The organism is Microvirga sp. RSM25, assembly GCF_044784385.1.
Classification (GTDB): domain Bacteria; phylum Pseudomonadota; class Alphaproteobacteria; order Rhizobiales; family Beijerinckiaceae; genus Microvirga; species Microvirga tunisiensis.
This window is the reverse complement of the sequence record NZ_CP173039.1, coordinates 1,059,265-1,081,109: the sequence shown is the minus strand read 5'-3', so window position 1 is coordinate 1,081,109 and position 21,845 is coordinate 1,059,265. Positions and strand designations below refer to the sequence as shown.

Here is a 21,845-nt window from a genome sequence, read left to right as displayed (position 1 = left end):
CTCCCGGCCACCCGTTCCTGAGACACAAAATCCCCATACATGATATTCAATTGGAGGCTTGACGAGGCGTCAAAAGCCACCTATGTCAGCGCCACTACAGACGCCGTTTGAAAAACTTTCGCCCTGGATTGAAAAACTCTCCGAAAAAGGCGAATGACTTCAATGGCTTCGGTGGGGGATAGTTTAACGGTAGAACAGCGGACTCTGACTCCGCTAGTCTTGGTTCGAATCCAGGTCCCCCAGCCACCTTGCTTTTCAAGGGCTTAGCGGCACCTCCTCACAATTTGGATCGCTCGTTTAGACAGCCTCTTTACGGCTGTTTAGACAAATGGGTTCGCGGTTCGACCCTCTCATGACAGGGAGGACGGCATGACCGAGCATACCTTAACCGATCTGATTTTCGAGGCCCTGAAGCTTCACTATCACGAGACAGACCGTAGGGCTGCCGAATACCTGGCGGGCCTCGTCCGCTATGCAATCCCGGCTGAGGTCCGAAAGACAATCATCAAAGAGTGCGCCAAAGCGGCGGACGAGGTTGAGCGCCAGCAGGACAATGACCTTGGCAGCCAGAACTCGGGTGGAGCATCTGCGGCGACCCACGCCATCCGGGCACTCCTCCCCACCCCTCTTCAGTCCTCCCTCTTTCCGGAGGATGGGGAATGAGCGAGACAATCGAGAAGCATCCACACCCTTGGTATGGCCCTTGCGATGACTTCGGCCCCGGTGGCGAATGTGCCGAATGCACCGGGCTAATCGAAAGTTCGGACGGCTCCATGATCAAGAATGACGACAGCGGAGCAATCATCCATGCCTCCCCTCCTCCTGCTTCTCTTCCAGAGGATGAGGGGCCACCTTCGGCCTAGAGCCCTAATTGGGGACATGCGTCAAAACTCGGCTGCGCTAGTTTATGTCTAGATCTTTTCGCCCTATGCTTTGCTAAAGCATGAGAGGCACCATGGAAGATCTTCCAGCATACGATCAGCTTTATGACATATTCAATCCTTACGCATTAAATAAACAACGTGAAATGAGGACCAAAGGCACACGCTTTGTCCATTATACCTCTGCAGAGGTCGCAGTTAATATAGTCAAGAAGAAAGAAGTGTGGATGAGAAAGTCCACAGCAATGAACGACTTCATGGAAATTGATCATGGCATAAGATGTTTATCCGGCGCTTATCATAGCGAACCTGGTGAACAGTTCAGGAGCATCCTGGATCGATTTCACCCAAATTTTTCGGATCAACTCAAGGCACAGTTCGATCCTTTGGAGCCAAATTTTCGGTATCACACTTATTTAGCATGCATGTCTGAACACTTAGAAAGCGAGGACGAAATTAGACGTCTTTCTATGTGGCGAGCATATGGCGGCACTACCGGCGTTGCGCTAGTTCTGAATAGCGGCCCGTTTCTTCGCCAGTCTAACGCATTGAAAGCCTATACAAGCCCCGTTGCTTACCTCAGCCCAATTGAATTCAAGCAGGAATTTCAGAAAGTTGTCGACGGGATGGAAGAAAATGAAGAAATGCTTAGAGCGTTGGATTTTCAAACGCAAATGGCTTTTGTCTTTCATGCTTTCCAGTATGCCGTTCTTGCAACCAAGCATCCTGGCTTCAAAGAAGAGAAGGAGTGGCGGATTATCCACTCCCCTTGGCCTGAATCGTCACAGCACTTGCGTCGAGATGTTGAAGTTGTTCGTGGCATTCCCCAGCCGGTCTACAAAATTCCTCTCAAGAATATCCCAGAGGAAGGCTTTACTGGCGCAACTATCCCTGAATTGCTTGACCGGGTCATTATAGGCCCAACGGATCACTCGTTCGCTGCATATGAGGCGTTTGTCAGCTTGCTAGATGAAGCCGGTGTAGAGAATGCAAACACCAAGGTTTTCACTTCACACATCCCGCTTCGCCAATATTGACACAACTTCAGGACAGCTTCCCTCCCCATCAACTACTCCCGCGACACCACCGCCGTCTCCGAGCTCAAAAGAAGACACGCAATGACGCTGCATCAGCACATACAGAAGCACTGGAAGACCGCCGCTGCGCTCGTCGTGGCAGGTATCCTTGCCTATAGCATCTCTTACTTTTGGTGATGCGGTGCCGCTTGGGTTAGCAGCCAATCCGCTGCTTGAGGCTTGTCCGGCAAAAAGGAGCCCCGCTGACCCTCGGTCTGGTGTGGCACACAGCGCTGAACCCGCTCTTCACCCTTCCCTGCCATACTCAAGGCACGACCTACTCCCGCGACACCGCTGCCATCTCCGAGTTCACCGGCTAGACTTTGCCCTAGCCGATTGTGGGCTCTGTCCCAGGCCTCAGCACTGCACAACGATGGAGCGTCGCAATACATTGACTCGCGACGCCCCGATTTCGCTTGCCCGCAGTTTCGCTTACCAGCAGTCCAGCGGATCGTTAGGACCAGGGGGCGCTTCGACAATATAGGGCATGATGACAGGGCCGCCGCTCGGACCAGGGGGCGTTCCACAGAAAGGAGGATCGCCGCCACCAGAGTCGCTGCTCGGCATGAACCAAGGTGTGGGACCTTCGTATAGAATGGACATCGGAGGCACGCCGGAGAGCATGTCCCCGTCGCCGCCAAAGTCGTAGGTGGGACCGAAGTTATTCATGAGACGTCCTTTTCAAGTTGGGCTGCTCGCTTCCACCGAAGATGCTCTCTGTCGGCGAAAGATGACTTTGCCCCACGATCAAGGGATCGAGCTGTGAGGTGCATCACAAGCGGTTGATTTCATATCATGACCTACCCCCGCGACACCGCCGCCGTCGCCGAGCCCACCGACCGACCCGTCAGCACTTGGTCTGAGAAATGGCCGCTCCACAGAATGGTCCAATAAACTACGAAGCTCAGCCGCATTCCAGCCAAGGTTAATCTTTAGCTAACAGCCTCCCGTAGGGGCAAATACGGGCCGGGGCCGCGTCTGAATCCGTCATAAGGATCAGGCGCGGCCATTCTCCGTGCCCGGTCCTCAATGCTGTTCCCCTGCATGACCTGCTCCCGCAGCCGCTCTACCACTTTAGGGAACTGGCCACTCGGTCGACGTGCATCCTAAAAATGGTGGCAAGAGCACACTTGGCTGACCTTGCCGAAGTGGCACCTTTCGTAGCGGGGCACCAATGGTTCACGGGGAATTTGAGAGGGACAGGCCGCTCAATCAGAAGCGACACGAGGTGCTGGCGCGCCTCGCTCGTGAGACCCGAGTTGGTTGGCCTACGCTGACAGCCACTGTGTTGGTCCTGGCAATAGGCGTGCTGATATCTTCGTACCTGCTGCTCCACGCCTGTGCAGGACGCTGACGGCTCGGCCTCGGCATCGCGCCAGGTCTCAAACGCTCATGTCAATCTGTTCCGGCGTGCATCGGTTCCGCCGGGAAACCAGCCGCCCATTCCTTTGCCGGCAGCACCCTTGATTTGCGAGCAGGAAGATGCCTCCAACGAGGTAGCCACCTATACTTTATAGCTCTTGGCCCACTTGAACGCCGCTCCTCACACGCCGTTTCCCCCGCAAGGTGGCTAACGATCAACTGTGTGAGTTCGAAATGCGTTTGTTGTCGCTTACAGTGTTCACTTTCACCGCTCTTGTTTCCCTGGACGTGTCGGCAGAGCCCGGAAAATGGGCGTCCACTCCTGAAGGCAAAGCCCGATGGGATGCCTGCTACAGAGAGACAAGACTGAATTACAAAACCTACAGTCTCTCGCTCGCAGATTATCGCCAGGCGATCAAGGCAGGCCGTCAGTCTCACATGAGGGAGTGCATGACCCGGGCAACCCCGCCTGCTCCCGTGCAGCTTGCCGTGCCGACCGATCGACATCCGGAGACGGCCCTCGTCAGCTGGGCGCGCAATCCCTAGGGCATCGGTCCCCAAAGCAGACTCCGCTTTTGGGACCACCCGATGTTCTGTTACTCGAGCAGCTCATCGGGTGGAGCGGGAAATCCGGATCCACTTTTCGCTAATGCGGGCCTCCGGTTCCGCACGATGCTCTAGACCGAGATGGCGCCTGGGTGAATGCCCCTGTCTTCCCAGTAACCATACCATTAGGAATACAGGTTGGAGCAATGCTGATGCCTTAAGCTGAATGCGTTCAGCATCGGTATCTCCTCCATGGCTCTAAACCCACGCGCCACACCAAGCGGCAATTTCGACCTGTCCAACTGGAAGATCGGCCTTCCCATCGATGGTGCCGGCAGTTTCACGGGCACGTCGCGCGAGGTGAAGAGCCTCTCGGGCTACGAGCATCCGAAATACTTCTATACCGCCGGGAGCGGGGCCATGACGTTTACGGCCCCCGTGGAGGGGGCCACCACAAAGGGCTCCAAATTCGCCAGATCCGAACTGCGCGAGATGAACGGTTCTGAGCGGGCCGCCTGGAGCCTAGCCAAAGGCGGCATCATGTCCGCGATCTTGGAGATCGATCATGCCCCGACCAAGTTCAACGGCACGCCTGGTCGGATCGTCGTGGGGCAGATCCACGGCCAGGATGACGAACTGATCCGCCTCAACTGGGACAACGGCAAGCTCTATTTCGTCAACGATCAGGCGGGACCCAACGACAGCGAGACAAAGTTCTACTTCCTGAACGCTGGAGGCAAGCAGCCACACGTGTCCTTGAACGAACGCTTCTCCTATACGATCAGCGCAAAGGCAGATCAGCTCGTTGTGACCATCAAGGCTGATGGCCAGACCTACAAGTCCATCAGCAAGATCAACAGCGTATGGCAGTCGGACGCCTTCTATTTCAAGGCAGGCACCTACCTGGGAGTGAACGAAACCCAAGGCGCCGGCTACGGGCAGACCTCATTCTACGCCCTTTCGATTTCTCACAATGTCTCCTCGACGACGAGCCTCCAGAAGACCGCGGCACCTGCAATCCGTGGCGATGCCGGGGACAACACTTTGCGCGGCAAGGCCGGTGCGGACATCTTCTACAGCGGGTCCGGCAACGACGTGCTCTACGGCGACCGCGGGAAGGATGTTTTCGTGTTCGACACCAAGCTGGGAACATCCAAAACAGATCGGAAGATAAACTTCGACACCATCAAGGATTTCGGCGCCGCGGCCGATGCCATCTGGCTCGACAACAAGATCTTCACCACGCTCGGCAAGGGTACGCTCACTAAGCCGGCTCAGCTCCAAAAAGGATTCTTCGCCATCGACTCCCAGGCAAGGGATACAGACGACTATGTCTTGTACGACAGGAAGTCGGGCGTTCTGTCCTACGATCCAGATGCGTCCGGATCCAAGGCCCCTCTTGAATTTGCACAATTGAAGAAGGGGGCAATATTGACGTACAAGGATCTGTTCGTTGTTTAAGGCCGGAGCGATCACCTTCATCGCACCTCGCGGCAGCGCCTTCCTGCTCTACAAGAGCCCGTGACCTCTTCCCGACGACATGCTCGAGATCATTGCTGAAGGATAAAGATTGAATCAGCCGGAGGCGGCGCAGATCGAGGTGGATCGAGAGCCCTGAAATGCGCATGGCTCTCGTCCGCATGGTCCGTGCTGCAGCAAGTTCCTCGTGTCTGGGCAGCAGCAAATGAGTACGGCAGGTATTCTAGGTGGCCTCCTCAGCGTCGTCCTCCCATCCAATGGCGGCCGGTAACACTGAGGTCGCGTCAATAGCTTCTTTCAGTCCACGGACGGACCTAATCTGCTCTTCAGTAAACTTCAGCGCAATATCCATTCCATGAGCCCAGAAATCGAGAACCATCATCTTCTCATCAAGACCCAACTCCTCTTTGCTTTGTGTCATGATTCACCCCACGAGACGGCGCGTCTCTATTTCTGATGCAGCAAGAGCGCGCCTACCGTCGCCGCGCATTTCCCGGAGACGCGACAATGTCCGATAATCGAAGGTAGCGGTGATGGCGACGACATCCTGGTCCCCGATCCGCTGTGGCAAACCGAGCGGAATCGTGCGGAAGTGCAATTGGACAAGTCGCAGCAACCACAGCGGATTCATCTCGATGATGATCGTGGAAATGCCGCTCTCCAGTCCCCATTCGACGATGCCGGAGAGAAGCGCATTGGCTACTGGACTGAGGGCCCTCCCCCTCTCCCGGTGGGCCGGCTCGACGCAATATCGAGTCCACTCCCAGATATGGGTCCCGACAGGGCGCTCGTCCTCGCAGAGTTGAGGCAACACATCGGAGAGAAGATGAGGCCTCGTGGACGGCAGCATGCGCTGGTAACCATGCACTTTGCCATCATCGACGTAGAGCATATGGACGGCATGTTCATTGTCGAACTGATCGATTTCCCTACTGTCGGGCTTTGCCAGGTCCGTCCATTTCATCTCTTCGACGAACACGCGATGCCGCAGTCGATACGCCTGCTCCATCTCGTCCCGAAACAGGTGCTGATTTTCTGGCGTAACGATATGGATCATGGGTCCTCCTAAGGTTGAGGACACCATCATATGATCGGATATTAGGAACATAAGTACGCAAAAGCGTACTATCTATTTGATGAGGCCTCGGCGAATGGCTTCGGCAACAGCATGCGTTCGGCTCGTGGTCCTGAGCTTAAGCCGAGCCGCACGCATGTGCTTGTCGACGCCATGCTGCGAGATCCCCATGATCTCGCCGGTTTCCCATTCCGATTTTCCTTCGGCCGCCCACTGAAGCGCTTCTTGCTCTCTGCTGCTCAGTGAAAGCATCGGCTTCCCGTCGTCCGCGCGCAGTAGGAATGATCTGCCCAGGGCATACGTTGCCAACAGGGTCAGCATTCCTCTGTCTGCGGGCGAAACCTCCAACTTCTCGCCCGCCAATGAGAAACCTGCGATATCACCTTCGAGTGTTACTAACGGAATCGTAAATCCTCGCTTGAGCCTGAAATCACCAGCCTCATCCATAACCCGCCATGCCGTTTGGTTATCTCTATACAGCGGCTCAAGTTCATCCCACATGAACGGACTCATGTTCGCTGTAACGCCTCGAATGGCGGGATCGCGGAAGACATAGCCATGGGCAAAGTAGCGGCGGGACCAATCAACAGGCCAATGATCAAGGATGATGTTTGAGATCTGCTGCTCACGACTTGTCCCAGGCGAAGGCATGGTTCCTGCCAGGACATACTCAGCCCCAAACCTGCGGACCTTTGACAGCAGCATCCCGCATACCTCGGCCGGCGTTCTCGCTCAATCAAGATCCTGAATAAACTCAATTGTCTGCTCGAAGTCTTTCCGCGACATGTTCCCGCTCCTCTGGAACATTGTTACAATATCTTCGAGGTCGTCAACCTGCCCAATAGAAGACCAGATCCGGAAAGCGGTGCCTGGATTGGCCGCGACAAAGATTCCGCCGGTACGAATCACGATATCGCAGCCTCAATGGAAGTGTTTCCGATCGCCGGTCAGTGTCTGCCGTTTCTCCCCAAGGGTCTGGAGCAGCTCCGGACCTCTAGCGTTCGGCAGGCTATAATCGGCAGTTCCCGTGGTCGGCGACGTGTCCCCCGATGCTCTCCTCAATGAGAATATGGGCAAAACATAGTTGCAGGCCGGGAATTGAGCGCATCGTGCGGAATCGGGTCCGCATCAGTAAAAAGTGGACCCGCTTTTCCACGAGGAAGGATGCACCAGCCAAGAGACGGAGCATCCCGCGACACGGCGTTAAGACTTTTGATGTACGTAGAAGCCGTAGAATTCGCTTGCCCGATCATGAGACCGTGAATACGCTCCCTCGACAAGAAAAAGGGCCGCAACAATGCGGCCCGAAGTTTAGGGAGGAAACGCCCAAGAAGGGCGAGCAGCGCGGTAACGCCAATTACTGCGCTGCATTGCAATAAAGTACTTTGTGCATCAAAAACCGGCAAGCACAAAAGGGCAGCATCGCTGCCTTTCTCTTTTTCTGTATCCAATTCGACACACCCGGATCTGCGGCACCTCCACGGCCTGCAGGTCCTGCCGGATAGTCCAGGAACCCGATTGGTCGAGACCTGGCTGTTCGCGAGCGGCGATCCTTTCCGTAGAGCCTCGGATCCTTGAGTGCTCACGAAAGCCATGCGCGGGAACCCGGGCAAGGGACAGTTGCAGGCTCGGAACAAACCACTGGCGAGGCGCCGCACCCGGCCTCATAATCAGTGAAATGCGACCGCTACGGGTCGAGGGCTTTCGATGATTGCCTTGCCTTCCGTCTTGACGCACCGCACGATCACTGCCCCCACCTTTCCAGCCAGCATCCGGCGAGACAGGCTGAAGCGCATGTGGTCATGATCAGGCACCGTCTCCGGTTCAGTGGCCTCTTCCAGAAGTACTTCCTCGTGCTGTTTCTGGCCGTGGTCATTCCACTGGCGACCAATGGTGTCAGCGAGGCCTGGTTCGGCTACCGCGACCAGCGGACGACGGTCGAACAGTTGCTAAGTGTCGAGGCGAGATCCGCAGCCGCCAAGATCCAAGGCTTTCTCGACGGCATCACCAATCAGCTCGGCTGGCTGGTTCAGCTCCCCTGGACCGAGGAACCGGACGAGCGGCGGCGGATCGATGCCTTGCGCCTGCTGCGGCAGGTGCCTGCCATCGTCAGCCTCACCCTGGTCGACGGCACCGGGCGCGAACGACTGTATGTCTCGCGCATCGGCCTGAACCGAACCGACAGCCGTGCGGACCGCTCCACGAATGAGGCAGTCACCGGAGCCCGCTCGGGCCAGCTCTGGTATGGCGAGGTCCGCTACTATCGAGACTCCGAACCCTACCTGACAATTGCAATGTCCGGCAACCGACCGTCCGTCGGCGTGGTTGTCGCCGAGGTGAACCTGAAGCTGATTTGGGACGTGATCTCGGCCATCAAGGTCGGGGAAACTGGGCATGCGTTTGTGCTCGACGTTCCGGGGCGGCTCATCGCTCATCCGGACATCAGCCTCGTCCTGCGAGGAGCGGATGAGGCCACACTCGCCCCTTTTCGGGCTATCCGGGAGGTGATCAGGCGTGCCGGGGCAGATGTCGCAACAAGCCGGGACTCGCAAGGAAACGCGGTTGCAGCTGCCGCCTCACCCGTTGCCGGCCCTGACTGGACGGTCGTCGTCGAGCAGCCACTGTCCGAAGCCTTTGGGCCCATCTATGCCGCCCTGTGGAGGACAGGGGGCCTCCTTCTCGCCGGTGCCGCCTTCGCAGGTCTGCTAGCCTATGTCCTGGCCAGCCGGATGACCGAGCCGATCCGGCGGCTCGAGGAGGGTACCGAACGCATCGGCGCCGGACAATTCGAACACCGCATCCATATTGCAACAGGCGACGAGTTTCAGCGGCTGGCTGACAGCTTTAACACCATGGCCGCCGAACTCGCCATCTCCCAGGAGCGTCAGGAGCGCATTGCCAAACTCAAACGGTTCTTGGCGCCCCAAGTCGCCGAACTCGTCGACCGCAAAGGCGACGACGGCGTGCTCGAGGGCCGCCGCACCGAGGTGGTGGCGGTGTTTTGCGATCTGCGAGGATTCACCGCCTTCTCCGCGAGAGCAACGCCCGATGAGGTGATGAGCGTGCTCTCGGAATATTACGATGCCCTTGGCCGGATCATCACGAAGTATGCCGCAACCCTGACGACCTTCTCAGGGGACGGACTGATGGTGCTCGTGAACGCACCCGTTCCGGTCGATGAGCCGGCCGTCCGGGCGGTCGACCTGGCGGCGGAGATGCAGCAATGTGTGCAGGAGCTCATCGTCGGCTGGAGAGAGCGAGACCACCGGATCGGTTTCGGAGTGGGTCTGGCCATCGGGCCGGCCACGGTCGGGAGGATCGGATACGAGAGCAGGTTCGACTACACCGCCATCGGCACCGTCGTGAATCTCGCTGCCCGCTTGTGCGCCTCGGCGGCCGACCGGGAAATTCTGGCAGATGTTGCCATTGCCGAGGCTGTGAACGGCAAGCGCGCCATGATCTCGCTCGGGATGAGATCCATCAAGGGCTATGATGAGGAGCTGCCCGTGTACGGCATATCCTTCGAAGAGAGGCACCATACCGCCTAAGCTGGTCGTCGGAGCAGGGATGGTGCCTGCAAACATTCGCCATCATTGAAATGGCAGATAGAAACCGGACTTGAAGCAAGTCGTCGAATATAAATTCGTCTATTACAAAGAGAAATAATTGCGGCTATCATGCCGCCAAGTCGTCGGGTTCACATGAGCACTTTAAGGTGACCTCGTGATGGCGGTTGGAAGCACAGCACACTTCAAGTTTCGAGCCCTCTATCGCCTGAGGATGCTGGTCGAATGAGGCGGCGTGACATCCTCACAGTGATCGGCGGTGCGGCAGCGTTGACGCTCCCCTTGCGCGCCCAGCCGCTGGCGGTACCACTGATCGGATATATCGGCCCCGAGTCGCCCGAGCCGTTCACCAGCCGCCTTAAGGCCTTCCGTGAAGGCCTAAGCGAGAGCGGCTTTGCCGAGGGTCGCAATATCGCAATCGAGTATCGATGGGCGCAAGGCCAGTACAATCGATTGCCTGCACTCGCGGCAGATCTGGCCAGTCGGAAGCCCGCCGTCATCGTCGCGGCGGGAGGCGCTCCCGCAGCCCTCGCGGCAAAATCGGCAACCAGCAGTATAACGATTGTCTTTGAGATGGGCGGCGATCCCGTCGCACTCGGAGTCGTGGACAGTCTGTCACGGCCAGGAGGCAACCTCACGGGCGTATCGAGCTTGAGCGTGGAAGTCTCGCGTAAGCGGCTGGAATTCATGCACGAGTTGGTCCCATCCGCTACCGAATTCGCCATTGTCTCCAACCCGACCAGCCCGACCGCCGATTCACAATTGAAGAACCTCCAGGCGGCAGCCGACGCTCTCGGGGTGCGACTTCATGTTCTGACCACCAGCGACGAACGAGAGTTCGACGCCATGTTCTCATCCGCATCCCAGCTCCGGGCAGGAGGGCTCGTGTTTACCTCCGACCCCTACTTCGCATTCCGCAGCCAGCGGCTTGCTGCGCTGGCGACCCGCTATGGGGTGCCTGCCATCACACAATCACGCGACTTCCCGATTGCGGGCGGCTTGATGAGCTATGGAGGCGATTTCACGCAATCGCATCGTCGCGCCGGCATCTATGCCGGACGGATCCTCAATGGCGAGAAGCCTGCGGATCTTCCAGTCCAACTGGTCACGAAAGTGGAACTGTTCGTCAATCTGAAGGCCGCCGGCGCCCTGGGCGTCACCTTGCCGCCCTCACTGATCAGCAGCGCCGATGTGGTGATCGAATAAAAAATTCGAGATCGCGGTTGGATACCTATTTGCATCTGATCCGACAGAGCCATTCTCCGACTGCCGTCTCTGAGCGCGCGGTTATGCTACCGTCGGCTTGGCGTCCTAGCGTCCCTGCCGGAACCGTTTTCAGCATCCTTGGACCGCCTGTCGTGGTAGAATGAACCTGTTCAGAGCAGGACCTTTCGCCATGGCACAGGTTCAGATGAACAGCCCTCATCGCTCGAATCGGCTCTTAGCCGCTCTGGACGATGAGGATTTTGCCTATCTGGAGCCGCATCTGGACGTCGTCGATTTCCAAAGAGGTCACGTGGTCTATGAGGCCGGAGAGACGATTCAGCATACCTATTTCCCGCACGGCGTGGTCGTCTCTCTCGTAACCGTCATGTTGGACGGGAAATCGGCCGAGATGGCCACCTTCGGGTGCGAGTCCCTTTTCGGTCTCGTCAGCGCCTTTGTCTCCCGAAACTCGTTCGGACGGTATATCGTGCAAATATCCGGCACGGCTTCCCGGATCGAGCTGGATCGAATGCACGATGCATTCAGGGAGCGCCCCAAGATTCAGCAGCTTGTCCTGCGCTTTACGGAGGCTCTGTTGGCGCAGACGCTTCAAAGTGTGGCCTGCAATGCCACTCACAGCGTCGAGGCGCGCTGCTGCCGCTGGATACTCAGCACGCGCGATCGCTGGGCTTCGGACGAATTGCCTCTGACCCACGAGTTCCTCTCGGAGATGCTGGGCGTCCAACGCTCGACGGTCAGCGCGGTCACACGCACACTTCATGAATCCGGCCTCATCAACCAGAGCAGAGGCGTCATCACGATCACCAATCGCCGCGGTCTCGAAGAGACGTCCTGCGAGTGCTACGAGGTCATCCGTCAGAAATTTTCGCAGCTGCTGCCGGCTCCGATGACATAGGAGCCATCGGATGAAATCGTTGACTTGCCGGTCACCCGCCACATGTAAGTCAGCCTGTGGCCCCTGCAAGCGAGCCGTGACGTGATCAACCGAATGCCAAATCGCACCGCCCTGCCAGAATATTTCATCGACAAGGGGTTGATCGCTACGGCCGTGACAGCAGCTCTGGCAGCCTTCCTCTTGTGCTGTCAGCTTCCATGACGCAGTTGAGATCCATTTGCCGATCCGACCAATTCAGCGACGCTGATTGCGCATCGACCATGCCGCGCTCATTAAGGTTCAAGCCGCAGGGCTCATGAAAGCGCCATGAGAGGAAGAAGGCTTTTCCGACTTTAGTCGCAGTTCAAAGACATATCCCACACCAATCCATGAAGTGGTGGAGCAAAAGTGGATCCACCTTTGCTCTGGGCCCCTTATCGGGACAGAAGTGGTCTTAAGCAGTTATACTCTTCGAGTGAGCCAATACTCACAACGCGAGCACTGCCCATGCGTCATATAACTCTTGGTATACTGGCTTTAACTGTCCTCACCTCAGGCAGCGTTTCGGCACAGGAACATAGCTGGGCTTCCTCTCCTGAAGGGAAAGCTCGCTGGAATGCATGCTACAGGGAGACAAGGTTGATCTACCGAACCCGTAATTTGTCACTCGCCGATTACAGGGCCGAGATCAAAGACGTTCGCAAGGTTCATATGCAGATCTGCATGACCAGAGCCAACCCTCCCGCTCCGGTGAACGTAGCAACTCCCCTGGACAGGAACCCCGAGAGTTCCCTGGTGAGTTGGGCAGGCAGCCCATAGGATTGATCGCGCAGCCGGTTTCCGCTTTCCGTTTAGGATCGAATTCTAAGGTGCGGCGTTAATCCTGCGCCGCTTGGAATAATCCTAAAGGGGGTCGCATGAACATTGAGTTGGCCGCGCAGGACGCAGGGACGGCCCGGGTCATATCCAAGGCCGCCTTGACGCCGCGGCGGCCCCAAGCTTCAAGCAGCAGATCACGACAGCGATTGCCGAGGGCAATGTCAGACCTGCACTGCATCTTGCGCATGTTTCGTTCATGGACAGCACGGGTCGCGGCGCTGAAAGCCGCGCGGAAGGCCGATGGCGACTTCAGTATCGTGGCTCCCGGCACTCAGGTTCAGAAGCTGTTCCGGCTGACTGCGGTGGATCGGGTCTTCAGAATTTTCGAAACGCGCGAAGAGGCCTTGCGTCAGCTCAAGCCGAGCTCACCGTAATGCCTCGAACTATTCGGAGATTGGCAGTTGGATATCCGAGCATGGGATGATCAGGACAGGGCGAAGATCCTCCCCTACGATCTCGATCATGATCTCGCTGCTGTAATTTGGTGACATCCCGGCCCAGCTTTTCAAGAGCTTTTCGGCCACCCTCAGGGCTTCGGTCCTGGCGGCCGCTACATCGGGCAACTCAATTCCACTTGGATCTTCATCGATTCCGAAATGGCTCCTGATATCTATGTAATAGCGGGGCACGGACACATCCCCTCGGCAACTCAGAATTGGATCGGACTGATCCCATCCTCGTATTCACCTACGTTAATTCACAATCACTGATCTTGAAATTGACTCTGAATCCCAAAGCACTATTCCGGACAGGCCCGATCCTCCATGGAACCACATGGCGCCACTTTGATGGTATAGCTCCCTTTTTTCTCGCGTTAGCAGATCGGATGCCAAAGTCCGAAGCTGCCAATCCGCCGTCCCCTTTTCAGGAGTTCCGATGCTTTTGCCCTGGATGAAACTTGCGACAGACACCACAATGCTGGCCTTCGAGGCTCAGATGGTGATCTGGACCCGCGTGTCCCAAGCCGCCATGGGTCAGGGGTCAACGGCGGAAAACCTGCTGATGGTGACGGAAAAGGTCACCGCCTTTGCAGAGGCGGCGGCGACGCTTGCAACGGGCGGATCGGCTCATAAGGTCGTAAGGGGATACCGCAGGAAGGTCCGTGCCAATGTGAAGCGCCTGAAGCGCTAGATGGCCTTTGCTCCCGCTGGAGCATCGGATCGTTCGGCGCGGGAACCCGGATCCACTTCTCGCTGACGCGGACGTCCGGTTCCGCACGACGCGCCAAGACATTACCGTCGCATCTGCTCGCCAGCCGATCTTAATCCTATTCACCGAGGTTCTACTCCATATCGGCTGATTGGTGGTAGTTTTCAGCATACGTGCGTTGAAAAGTTCATCCATGCGAGATCGTCGCCAGAGCGAACGTCTACCCTCGATCCTGGAGGAGCGGCGCGGCCACGCAAGCACCCAGTCTGACGGCATGCTGGACGACGGTCAGCCACTGGAGCCCCAACGTGCTTTGGAGAGTATCTCGAAAGGCCTTGCCGCGCTGACGGAGAGCGTTCTCGAAGATGCCCGCCAGCACCTTGCCGAAATCTCGACTGCCAGCCGAGAAGTTCAGCTAGAGGCTCGAAATAGACTCGTGAGCGGCTTTCCTTTCAGTCGCCACGTCTCACGAGCCGGTTCCGCATTTCGGAGACAATTCCCAGCAATAAAGCGCCGGCGCTCGTCGCCGCAAAGAGTTCGCCGAAGATGTGAACAACGGCGTTGTTCTCAGAGAGATCGCCGATGTTCACATGATGGATGTGATGGGCTGTTGCGAGCGCAATGCCGAGAAAAGCCCCGAGGTACGCCAGCCCAGGTGTGTTCCAGGGCCTGACCGCCTTCTTCTCAATGCGACCGGACGACATTCACCCTTATCTCCTGCCGATGTCTCATCAGTCTCATTCAGACTCGAACTCCAACGAATCTGTTCCAAGGCTCCGGGATTTTGCGGATGGCATGGAACATTGCCTCCCTATCCATATGATCGGACGAAAGATCCCTAAAGCCGAGCTTTAAAGTGAAATCAATATTCTTCAAAAATCTTAACGCAGGACAGGATAAACATCCATGAACTTGGCAATACGCAGCTTACCGTCAAGCTTGACCATTCGCGGTACGTATTTTCCACTATTTCTTTTTCCGAGTGCACTGGGTTATAGACTGAACCCATTGATGCGGGGCAATTCAAAACAACAGTCACCAAATATATATTCAAAAACTACCGTGCTTGGGGGCTTCGCACGGATACAAGCCGCGGTTCTGGTTGAAAGATCAGACGCGGCTTTTTCTTTTTTCTCGAATTCAACTGAGCTCATCAGGAAAAATTGGCAAAAGCGCGCTCAAGACGTCGCCAATTCTCCTCCGAACCCGGCAGCCCGAACCGCAGGAGACGCGGATCGTATTGGAAGCGGCGGACCCAGATGCCAAGACGCCCCAGATGAGAGAACAACTCCGGCGCGCGGCTACTGTCCATGAGACGGTAGAGGATCGTACCTCTCGGCGGCCGATCCGAATGAGGCGCAAGCAGCGCATCCAAGCGGCTGGCATCGTCGGTTCGCGCGCGCTGCGCAGTCTGTCTCCATGAGCGATCACGTAGCGCCCGGCGTCCGACCTCCATGGCGGGGCCTGATACAGACCACGGGCCGAGCGCTTTTTTTAGTTTCTCGGCAAAGCCGTCGGCTGCGATCGCAAATCCGAGCCGCACACCCGCAAGTCCGTATGTCTTGCCGAAGGAACGCAGAACGATGACGTTCTCCGGCAGAACGGGAGCAAGCGTCTCGCACTCAGCGAAGTCGGCGAAGGCTTCATCGACCACGAGCCAGCCCCTGCGCTGCCGCAGGTGACTCGCTATATCGAGCAACGCCCCCCGTCGGAGCATGCGGCCATCGGGATTGTTGGGGTTCACCACAACGACGATATCCGCATTGCCTACCCCGTCGGTCGAGCCGATCTCCGCAACCTCGTGCCCTGCCCCATGCCAGGCGTGCGCATGTTCCGCATAGGTGGGCCCGAGGATTGCGACGCGCGACCGGGTCCACAGGGCCGGCAGCAAGCTGATGAGAACCTGGGTTCCCGGCGCGGCCACCACCGTTGTGGCATCCGATGCCCCATAGGCTTCGGCGGCAGCCGCTTCCAGATCCTTATGACCGGCGGGCGACGGCAGTCGCTCGAACAGGGAGGCTGGCAAGGAGGGCATGGGATAGGGTATGGGGTTGATCCCCGTCGACAGGTCGATCCACGGCTCGGGTGCTTCCGGAAAGAGCCGCCGGGCTTCGTCCAGATCGCCCCCATGCCAGATCCGCGCCTCACTCATCCGATTCACCCATGCCCCTCTCCGATAGCCTGCTGATACTGAGCCTCGCCCTCGCGGCCGAGGCGGCATTCGGCTATCCCCACCGCCTTTACACGTGGATCGGGCATCCCGTCACCTGGATCGGACGGCTGATCAAAGGTCTCGACCGAGTCTCGAACCGTGAGAACTGGTCCTTCAGCCGGCGGCGCGCTGCCGGCATTCTGGCTCTGCTGATCCTCGTGACCGTCACGGGCCTGGCGGCGTGGATGCTGGAACGATCGCTTTTGCCGCTCGGCATCGTCGGTGTGGGACTGCTCGCCCTTCTCTCCAGCACTCTCATTGCCCAGCGCAGCCTGCATGAGCATGTCGCAGCCGTGTCGAAAGGGTTGCGCGAGGGTGGACTCGGCGGTGGGCGTTCGGCCGTCTCGATGATCGTCGGGCGCAACCCACAAAGCCTGGACGAGGCCGGCGTCTCCCGCGCCGCCATTGAAAGTCTGGCCGAGAACTTCTCCGACGGGATCGTGGCGCCCGCCTTCTGGCTCGGGCTCGGCGGCCTCGCCGGAGCGGCTCTTTACAAGGCCACGAACACCGCCGACAGCATGATCGGCCATCGCACCCCCGGCACGAGGCCTTCGGCTGGGCTGCCGCACGGTTCGACGACCTCGTGAACCTGCCCGCCTCGCGCCTGTCGACCCTTCTCATTGTTGCAGCCGCCGCCCTGAACCGGGGAGCCTCGCCTCGCGGTGCCTGGCAAGCCGTCCGGCGCGACGCCTCGTATCACCGCTCGCCCAATGCCGGCTGGCCGGAAGCCGCAATGGCCGGAGCGCTGGGGCTGCGATTGGCCGGACCGCGTGTCTATGGCGATGTGCGCGTCGAGGATCGCTGGATGGGCAACGGGCGTGCCGAGGCGACGGCGGATGACATCCAGCGCGCCCTCGCCCTCTACCGCACGGCCTGCGCACTGCTTTTTGCACTCGCGGCGGGATTGACGCTGTTGACCTGGATTATCGCGCGCTGATGGCGAGGAGCTGCTCGCAGTCGAGATGCATTTCCAGGTGATCGGCAAAGCGGTCGAGGATATCGTCGACGAGGGCTTCATAGGCGAGATCGCTCGTTTCGGCTCCAAGCAGCTTGAGCCACCGCGCCCGTTGGTGGTCATCCGCGAAGAGACCGTGGACATAGGTGCCGACGACGCGCCCGTCCGCTGAAATGGCGCCGTCGCGTTGCCCGTTCGCCAATCGCGAGAAAGCGCGCGAAGAAGCATCCGGCCCTGACGTCTCGCCGATATGCATCACGTATCCGGAGAGCGGCGCGCCATCTGTGAGCGTGGTCCCGGTCACGGCCTCAAGCCGCTTCTTCGCGGTGAGCGTCGTCGCGACATCGAGCAGACCCAAGCCCTCGATGGAGCGGCCCGCCTCGCCTTCGATCCCGAAGGGATCGTCGATGCGCTGCCCGAGCATCTGGTAGCCACCGCAGAGACCGAGGACCCGCCCTCCCCGGCGCACATGGGCTTTGAGATCGATGTCCCAGCCCTGTGCCCGGATGAACGTGAGATCGTCGATGGTGGTCTTGGAACCCGGCAGCAGGACGAGGGCAGCCGCAGCAGGGAGCGGTCGACTAGGCTCGACCAGCACCACCTCGACACCCGGTTCCTCGCGCAAAGGATCGAGGTCGTCGAAGTTGGAGATCCAGGGCGTCACCGGGACGGCAATGACAACCGAGCCCTTGCGCCCCTCGCGCCGCAGCCCGAGACCGTCCTCGGCCGGAAGGCGCGCGGCATCGGCGAAATGCGGCACGAGGCCGAGAGCCAGCCAGCCGGTGCGCTCGGCCACAAAGCGCATGCCGCTGTCGAACAGGGCGGGATCACCCCGGAAGCGGTTGACGATGAAGCCGCGGATCATCGCGGCGTCCGCCGCGTCGAGCACCGCTTTCGTGCCGACGAGGCTCGCGATCACGCCGCCTCGGTCGATATCGCCCACGAGCACCACGGGCACATCGGCTGCGCGGGCAAAGCCCATATTGGCAATGTCGCCGGCGCGGAGGTTGACCTCGGATGCCGAGCCCGCGCCTTCGACGAGGACGAGATCGGCCTCTTCCGAGAGCCGGCCGAAGCTGTCGAGCACCGCCTCCATGAGGCGCGGCTTCCAGGATTGGTACTCCCGCGCCTTGGCGGTGCCGACCACGCGGCCCTGCACCACCACCTGAGAGCCGATCTCACTCTGCGGTTTGAGCAACACGGGGTTCATGTGGACGCTGGGCGCGACACCGGCCGCCCGCGCCTGCAGCGCCTGGGCGCGGCCGATCTCGCCGCCGTCGGCGGTGACGGCGGCGTTGTTCGACATGTTCTGCGGCTTAAAGGGCCGAACCCTCATTCCTTTTCGCGCGAAGACCCGGCACAGGCCAGCCACCAGGAGCGACTTGCCCACATTGGAGCCGGTGCCCTGCACCATGAGTGCGCGCATCAGAACTCGACGCCTTCCTGCGCCCTCACGCCCGCCGCGAAATGATGCTTCACCAGATTCATCTCAGTGACGAGATCGGCCGCCTCGATGAGTTCCGGCTTGGCGTTGCGGCCGGTGACGACCACGTGGAGATCGGGCCTGCGCTGCCGCAGTGTTTCGACAACCTGCGCCAAGTCAAGGTAATCGTAGCGAAGGGCGATGTTGAGCTCGTCGAGCACCAGCAGGCGGATATCCTCGCGAGCCATCAAGTCCTTCGCCTTGTCCCACGCGCGTTCCGCCGCCGCCACGTCGCGGGAGCGATCCTGCGTCTCCCAGGTGAAGCCCTCGCCCATGGTGTGCCACTCGACCTGATCGGAGAACCGGTCGAGGGCCAGGCGCTCGCCGGTTTCCCAGGCGCCCTTGATGAACTGCACCACGCCCACATGAAAGCCGCGCCCGAGCGCCCGCAGCATGAGTCCGAAAGCGGCGGTCGATTTGCCCTTGCCAGACCCCGTATGGACGATGAGGAGCCCCTTCTCGACCGTCTTCGAAGCGACCTCCCGGTCCTGGACTTCCTTGCGCTTGATCATCTTGGCGCGATGGCGCGCCCCTTCGTCCTGGGTCATCCCAACCTGCTTTCAGCATGAGAGGGCCGCACCATGAACAGGCTTGGGCCCGATTTCAAGGCCGGGCCGTTCTCAATACTCAGGCTTGAAAGATGCCCCTCGCCCCGGTAAGCATGTAACGGACGGTGCCCCGGAAACGGGGTGAAAAGGGAATGCGGTGAGACACCGCGGCTGCCCCCGCAACTGTAAGCGGCGAGCCTTCGCTCCAAATGCCACTGGGTCATGACGCCCGGGAAGGCGGCGGCGAAAAGCATCGACCCGCGAGCCAGGAGACCTGCCGTCAGCCTTTGCTTCTATCGGGTCTGTCGGACGGGGTGTGCCGACGGTGACCGTAGTCGAATGACGTTTCGTCGTTCGGTTCCGTCCGTGGAAGCGCAACAGACTCAGAACCAGAGTCTCCCGACGGAGAGAACGATGACCGCACCGATCCTGCCCAAGACCCGCCTCCTTGCCCTGACGCTCGCCGGCCTCGTCGCCGCGACCCCCGCCCTGGCGCACCATGCCATGGACGGCCAGACGCCTTCCACCTTCGTTCAGGGCCTGCTTTCGGGCCTCGGCCACCCGGTCATCGGCCTCGATCACCTCGCCGCGCTCATCGGCGTCGGCCTCGTCGCCTCCCGCTTCGCACGCGGCTTCGCCCTGCCGGCCTTCTGGGTCGTGGCCATGGCGGCCGGCGTCGGCCTGCACCTGGCGAGCGCCGACCTGCCCCATGCGGAACTGCTCGTAGCGCTGAGCGTCGTCATCATCGGCATCGCAGCTACCGTGCGCACCACCCTTCCCTATGCGGCGATCGCCGCTCTCTTCGCCATCGGCGGAGCGGTGCACGGCTATGCCCTGGGTGAATCCATCGTCGGCGCAGAATCCACCCCGCTCGTGGCCTATCTCGTCGGCCTCGTCGTGATTCAGACCGCGCTCACGATCGGCATCGCCTTCGCGGCTCGCCGCTTTGCGAACGCTTCGCTCCAGGCGCCTTCGCTGCAGCTGCGCCTTGCCGGTCTCGCCGTCACGGTGATGGGCGCGGCAACCCTGGCCCTGGCCTATTCGGCATCCGCCTGATCGCATCGGCCAGAAGCCATGACCTCATCCCATGAGGAGATCTGCCTGCACGTCTGCGTCACCTGCCGTCAGGCGGGTGGCCCGGACGACAAGGCGCTCCGGCCAGGCGCAATCCTTCACCGGGCTCTCACGGAGGCACTTGAACACCCTGACGCGCCAAAGGTGCGCGTGGAGGCGGTCGAGTGCCTTTCCGTCTGCAAGCGCCCCTGTACGATTGCGGTCTCCGGCCCCGGACGCTGGACCTACATCTATGGCGACCTGAACGCAGAGACCTCAGTCGAGACGATCCTCGACGGATTGCGCCGCTATGCGTCGACCGCCGACGGGCTCGTGCCCTGGCGCGAGCGGCCCGAGGAGTTCCGCAAGGGCGTTGTCGCCCGCATTCCCCCTATCAAGACACACGACGCGGCCTGAACGAAGCCGCCGAAAGGCTCAACCGATGAGCGATCTCAAAAAGATCCCCTGCACCATCGTCACCGGATTCCTGGGTGCCGGCAAAACCACCCTGGTGCGCCACCTGCTCGAAAATGCGGGCGGACGGCGCCTCGCCGTTCTCGTCAACGAATTCGGCGATCTCGGCTTCGACGGCTCCTTCATCGAAGGCTGCGGCATCGAAGGCTGCACGCAGGAGGACATCGTCGAACTTTCCAACGGCTGCCTGTGCTGCACGGTGGCCGACGATTTCGTGCCGGCCCTGAACACGCTGCTCAACCGGCCGAACCCGCCCGAGCACATCCTGATCGAAACCTCGGGTCTTGCTCTGCCCAAGCCACTGGTGCGCGCCTTCAACTGGCCCGACATTCGCTCCCGCGTGACGGTGGACGGCGTGATCGCCGTCGTCGACGGACCTGCCGTCGCGTCCGGCGCCTTCGCAGAGGACCCGGATGCGCTCGAAGCCCAGCGCGCAACCGATGCCTCCGTCGATCACGAGAATCCGCTGGAGGAAGTGTTCGAGGACCAGCTTCTCTGCGCCGACCTCATCATCCTCAACAAGACCGACCAGATGGCGGCCGGCGACAGGGGAAAAGTCCTCGCCGCGATCAACGAACATCTCCCCCGCGCCGTGAAGGTCATTGAGACTACTCACGGCAAGGTGGACCCGACCGTTCTGCTCGGCCTCGGCGCTGCAGCGGAAGCCGACCTCGAATCCCGTCCTTCGCACCATGAGACCGCCGAGGATCACGACCACGACGATTTCGACAGCATCGCGTTTCCGGTTGCGCCTGTCGCCACGCCGGAGGTGCTCGTCGCCCGTGTCGAGCGCGCGGCGGAAGCGGCCGGCGTGCTGCGGATCAAGGGCTTCGCGCCCGTCGATGGCAAGCCCATGCGCCTCGTGGTCCAGGGCGTCGGCCAGCGCGTCGGGCACCACTTCGACCGGCCGTGGAAGGCCGGCGAAGCCCGCGACGGCCGCATGGTCGTGATCGGTCTGAAAGGGTTCGACGTGAAAGCCGTCGAGGCCGCTTTGAGCAACGAATGA

19 protein-coding genes, 1 tRNA gene, 3 pseudogenes and 1 riboswitch are annotated in these 21,845 nt (G+C 59.7%); of the genes and pseudogenes, 14 read left to right on the top strand and 9 right to left on the bottom strand.

Features of this window, described 5'->3' with window-relative positions:
* Positions 1 to 172: 172 nt before the first annotated feature.
* From ACD578_RS05195 to ACD578_RS05180, 4 genes are all read left to right on the top strand, one after another.
* A tRNA-Gln gene (locus ACD578_RS05195) sits at positions 173 to 246 on the top strand.
* Positions 247 to 369: 123 nt separating this feature from the next.
* Positions 370 to 663 carry a hypothetical protein gene (locus tag ACD578_RS05190; RefSeq protein WP_404291467.1) on the top strand — a complete coding sequence of 98 codons (294 nt, stop codon included), beginning with the start codon at positions 370 to 372 and terminating at the stop codon, positions 661 to 663.
* Positions 664 to 955: 292 nt separating this feature from the next.
* Positions 956 to 1,918: a DUF2971 domain-containing protein gene (locus ACD578_RS05185; protein ID WP_404291465.1), complete on the top strand. Its 963-nt coding sequence runs from the start codon at positions 956 to 958 to the stop codon at positions 1,916 to 1,918.
* Positions 1,919 to 4,117: 2,199 nt separating this feature from the next.
* Entirely contained in the window at positions 4,118 to 5,326 is a 1,209-nt protein-coding gene (locus ACD578_RS05180; RefSeq protein ID WP_404291463.1) for a polysaccharide lyase family 7 protein, read from the top strand.
* Positions 5,327 to 5,567: 241 nt separating this feature from the next.
* Here ACD578_RS05180 and ACD578_RS05175 read toward each other — a convergent pair whose 3' ends face one another.
* The 4 genes and pseudogenes from ACD578_RS05175 to ACD578_RS05160 form a co-directional block, all read right to left on the bottom strand.
* A complete protein-coding gene (locus tag ACD578_RS05175) occupies positions 5,568 to 5,765 on the bottom strand; it encodes a hypothetical protein (protein WP_404291461.1) in 198 nt (65 codons plus the stop codon).
* A gap of 3 nt (positions 5,766 to 5,768) precedes the next feature.
* Positions 5,769 to 6,401, bottom strand: a complete 633-nt coding sequence (locus ACD578_RS05170) for an acyl-homoserine-lactone synthase (RefSeq protein WP_404291459.1) — start codon at positions 6,399 to 6,401, stop codon at positions 5,769 to 5,771.
* A 72-nt stretch (positions 6,402 to 6,473) separates the two neighbouring features.
* A complete protein-coding gene (locus ACD578_RS05165; protein ID WP_404293707.1) occupies positions 6,474 to 6,671 on the bottom strand; it encodes a response regulator transcription factor in 198 nt (65 codons plus the stop codon).
* 51 nt (positions 6,672 to 6,722) lie between these two features.
* Positions 6,723 to 7,127 (bottom strand): annotated as a pseudogene (locus tag ACD578_RS05160) (autoinducer binding domain-containing protein); the annotation flags it as partial.
* A gap of 1,094 nt (positions 7,128 to 8,221) precedes the next feature.
* Here ACD578_RS05160 and ACD578_RS05155 point away from each other — a divergent pair.
* From ACD578_RS05155 to ACD578_RS05135, 5 genes and pseudogenes are all read left to right on the top strand, one after another.
* Complete coding sequence (locus tag ACD578_RS05155) at positions 8,222 to 9,967, top strand: cache domain-containing protein (protein ID WP_404291457.1); 1,746 nt, start codon at positions 8,222 to 8,224, stop codon at positions 9,965 to 9,967.
* A 243-nt stretch (positions 9,968 to 10,210) separates the two neighbouring features.
* Positions 10,211 to 11,191: an ABC transporter substrate-binding protein gene (locus ACD578_RS05150; RefSeq protein WP_404291455.1), complete on the top strand. Its 981-nt coding sequence runs from the start codon at positions 10,211 to 10,213 to the stop codon at positions 11,189 to 11,191.
* 190 nt (positions 11,192 to 11,381) lie between these two features.
* A complete protein-coding gene (locus ACD578_RS05145; RefSeq protein WP_404291453.1) occupies positions 11,382 to 12,107 on the top strand; it encodes a Crp/Fnr family transcriptional regulator in 726 nt (241 codons plus the stop codon).
* Positions 12,108 to 13,050: 943 nt separating this feature from the next.
* Positions 13,051 to 13,119 (top strand): annotated as a pseudogene (locus ACD578_RS05140) (hypothetical protein); the annotation flags it as partial.
* 31 nt (positions 13,120 to 13,150) lie between these two features.
* Positions 13,151 to 13,339, top strand: coding sequence for an STAS domain-containing protein (locus ACD578_RS05135; protein ID WP_404291451.1), 189 nt, complete (start codon positions 13,151 to 13,153; stop codon positions 13,337 to 13,339).
* 9 nt (positions 13,340 to 13,348) lie between these two features.
* Here ACD578_RS05135 and ACD578_RS05130 read toward each other — a convergent pair whose 3' ends face one another.
* Entirely contained in the window at positions 13,349 to 13,594 is a 246-nt protein-coding gene (locus ACD578_RS05130) for a DUF6894 family protein (protein ID WP_404291449.1), read from the bottom strand.
* Positions 13,595 to 13,841: 247 nt separating this feature from the next.
* On the opposite strand from ACD578_RS05130, the gene ACD578_RS05125 reads away from it, so the two are divergent.
* Complete coding sequence (locus tag ACD578_RS05125) at positions 13,842 to 14,096, top strand: hypothetical protein (protein WP_152712183.1); 255 nt, start codon at positions 13,842 to 13,844, stop codon at positions 14,094 to 14,096.
* Between the two features lie 470 nt (positions 14,097 to 14,566).
* Here ACD578_RS05125 and ACD578_RS05120 read toward each other — a convergent pair whose 3' ends face one another.
* Both ACD578_RS05120 and cobD read right to left on the bottom strand, forming a co-directional pair.
* Positions 14,567 to 14,818, bottom strand: coding sequence for a hypothetical protein (locus tag ACD578_RS05120; RefSeq protein WP_404291447.1), 252 nt, complete (start codon positions 14,816 to 14,818; stop codon positions 14,567 to 14,569).
* 449 nt (positions 14,819 to 15,267) lie between these two features.
* The gene (gene cobD / locus ACD578_RS05115) at positions 15,268 to 16,266 is read right to left on the bottom strand and encodes a threonine-phosphate decarboxylase CobD (protein WP_404291445.1); all 999 of its coding nucleotides are present in this window, start codon (positions 16,264 to 16,266) and stop codon (positions 15,268 to 15,270) included.
* Between the two features lie 11 nt (positions 16,267 to 16,277).
* Between cobD and cbiB the strand changes: the two are divergent.
* A pseudogene (cbiB, locus tag ACD578_RS05110) lies at positions 16,278 to 17,263 on the top strand (adenosylcobinamide-phosphate synthase CbiB).
* On the opposite strand, the gene ACD578_RS05105 reads toward cbiB, so the two are convergent.
* On the bottom strand, positions 17,250 to 18,695 hold the full coding sequence (locus ACD578_RS05105; protein ID WP_404293704.1) for a cobyric acid synthase: 1,446 nt from the start codon (positions 18,693 to 18,695) through the stop codon (positions 17,250 to 17,252). The pseudogene cbiB and the gene ACD578_RS05105 overlap by 14 nt on opposite strands.
* 11 nt (positions 18,696 to 18,706) lie before the next feature.
* On the bottom strand, positions 18,707 to 19,312 hold the full coding sequence (gene cobO / locus ACD578_RS05100; protein WP_404291443.1) for a cob(I)yrinic acid a,c-diamide adenosyltransferase: 606 nt from the start codon (positions 19,310 to 19,312) through the stop codon (positions 18,707 to 18,709).
* 106 nt (positions 19,313 to 19,418) lie between these two features.
* Positions 19,419 to 19,609: riboswitch (cobalamin riboswitch) on the top strand.
* Between the two features lie 117 nt (positions 19,610 to 19,726).
* Between cobO and ACD578_RS05095 the strand changes: the two genes are divergently transcribed.
* The 3 genes from ACD578_RS05095 to cobW are packed head-to-tail and all read left to right on the top strand — an operon-like array spanning position 19,727 to position 21,845.
* Positions 19,727 to 20,368, top strand: a complete 642-nt coding sequence (locus ACD578_RS05095) for a HupE/UreJ family protein (protein WP_404291441.1) — start codon at positions 19,727 to 19,729, stop codon at positions 20,366 to 20,368.
* Positions 20,369 to 20,386: 18 nt separating this feature from the next.
* On the top strand, positions 20,387 to 20,782 hold the full coding sequence (locus tag ACD578_RS05090) for a DUF1636 family protein (RefSeq protein ID WP_404291439.1): 396 nt from the start codon (positions 20,387 to 20,389) through the stop codon (positions 20,780 to 20,782).
* A 25-nt stretch (positions 20,783 to 20,807) separates the two neighbouring features.
* Positions 20,808 to 21,845 carry a cobalamin biosynthesis protein CobW gene (cobW, locus tag ACD578_RS05085; protein ID WP_404291437.1) on the top strand — a complete coding sequence of 346 codons (1,038 nt, stop codon included), beginning with the start codon at positions 20,808 to 20,810 and terminating at the stop codon, positions 21,843 to 21,845.

Bases quoted from the DNA above. Each gene is read 5' to 3' on its own strand.
- ACD578_RS05185 (WP_404291465.1), top strand. From the start codon at position 956: ATGGAAGATCTTCCAGCATACGATCAGCTTTATGACATATTCAATCCT.
- ACD578_RS05120 (WP_404291447.1), bottom strand. From the start codon at position 14,818: ATGTCGTCCGGTCGCATTGAGAAGAAGGCGGTCAGGCCCTGGAACACA.
- cobW (WP_404291437.1), top strand. From the start codon at position 20,808: ATGAGCGATCTCAAAAAGATCCCCTGCACCATCGTCACCGGATTCCTG.
- ACD578_RS05095 (WP_404291441.1), top strand. From the start codon at position 19,727: ATGACCGCACCGATCCTGCCCAAGACCCGCCTCCTTGCCCTGACGCTC.
- cobO (WP_404291443.1), bottom strand. From the start codon at position 19,312: ATGACCCAGGACGAAGGGGCGCGCCATCGCGCCAAGATGATCAAGCGC.
- ACD578_RS05150 (WP_404291455.1), top strand. From the start codon at position 10,211: ATGAGGCGGCGTGACATCCTCACAGTGATCGGCGGTGCGGCAGCGTTG.
- ACD578_RS05155 (WP_404291457.1), top strand. From the start codon at position 8,222: ATGATCAGGCACCGTCTCCGGTTCAGTGGCCTCTTCCAGAAGTACTTC.
- ACD578_RS05105 (WP_404293704.1), bottom strand. From the start codon at position 18,695: ATGGTGCAGGGCACCGGCTCCAATGTGGGCAAGTCGCTCCTGGTGGCT.
- ACD578_RS05190 (WP_404291467.1), top strand. From the start codon at position 370: ATGACCGAGCATACCTTAACCGATCTGATTTTCGAGGCCCTGAAGCTT.
- ACD578_RS05125 (WP_152712183.1), top strand. From the start codon at position 13,842: ATGCTTTTGCCCTGGATGAAACTTGCGACAGACACCACAATGCTGGCC.
- ACD578_RS05180 (WP_404291463.1), top strand. From the start codon at position 4,118: ATGGCTCTAAACCCACGCGCCACACCAAGCGGCAATTTCGACCTGTCC.
- ACD578_RS05170 (WP_404291459.1), bottom strand. From the start codon at position 6,401: ATGATCCATATCGTTACGCCAGAAAATCAGCACCTGTTTCGGGACGAG.
- ACD578_RS05165 (WP_404293707.1), bottom strand. From the start codon at position 6,671: ATGCTTTCACTGAGCAGCAGAGAGCAAGAAGCGCTTCAGTGGGCGGCC.
- ACD578_RS05090 (WP_404291439.1), top strand. From the start codon at position 20,387: ATGACCTCATCCCATGAGGAGATCTGCCTGCACGTCTGCGTCACCTGC.
- ACD578_RS05145 (WP_404291453.1), top strand. From the start codon at position 11,382: ATGGCACAGGTTCAGATGAACAGCCCTCATCGCTCGAATCGGCTCTTA.
- cobD (WP_404291445.1), bottom strand. From the start codon at position 16,266: ATGAGTGAGGCGCGGATCTGGCATGGGGGCGATCTGGACGAAGCCCGG.
- ACD578_RS05175 (WP_404291461.1), bottom strand. From the start codon at position 5,765: ATGACACAAAGCAAAGAGGAGTTGGGTCTTGATGAGAAGATGATGGTT.
- ACD578_RS05135 (WP_404291451.1), top strand. From the start codon at position 13,151: ATGTTTCGTTCATGGACAGCACGGGTCGCGGCGCTGAAAGCCGCGCGG.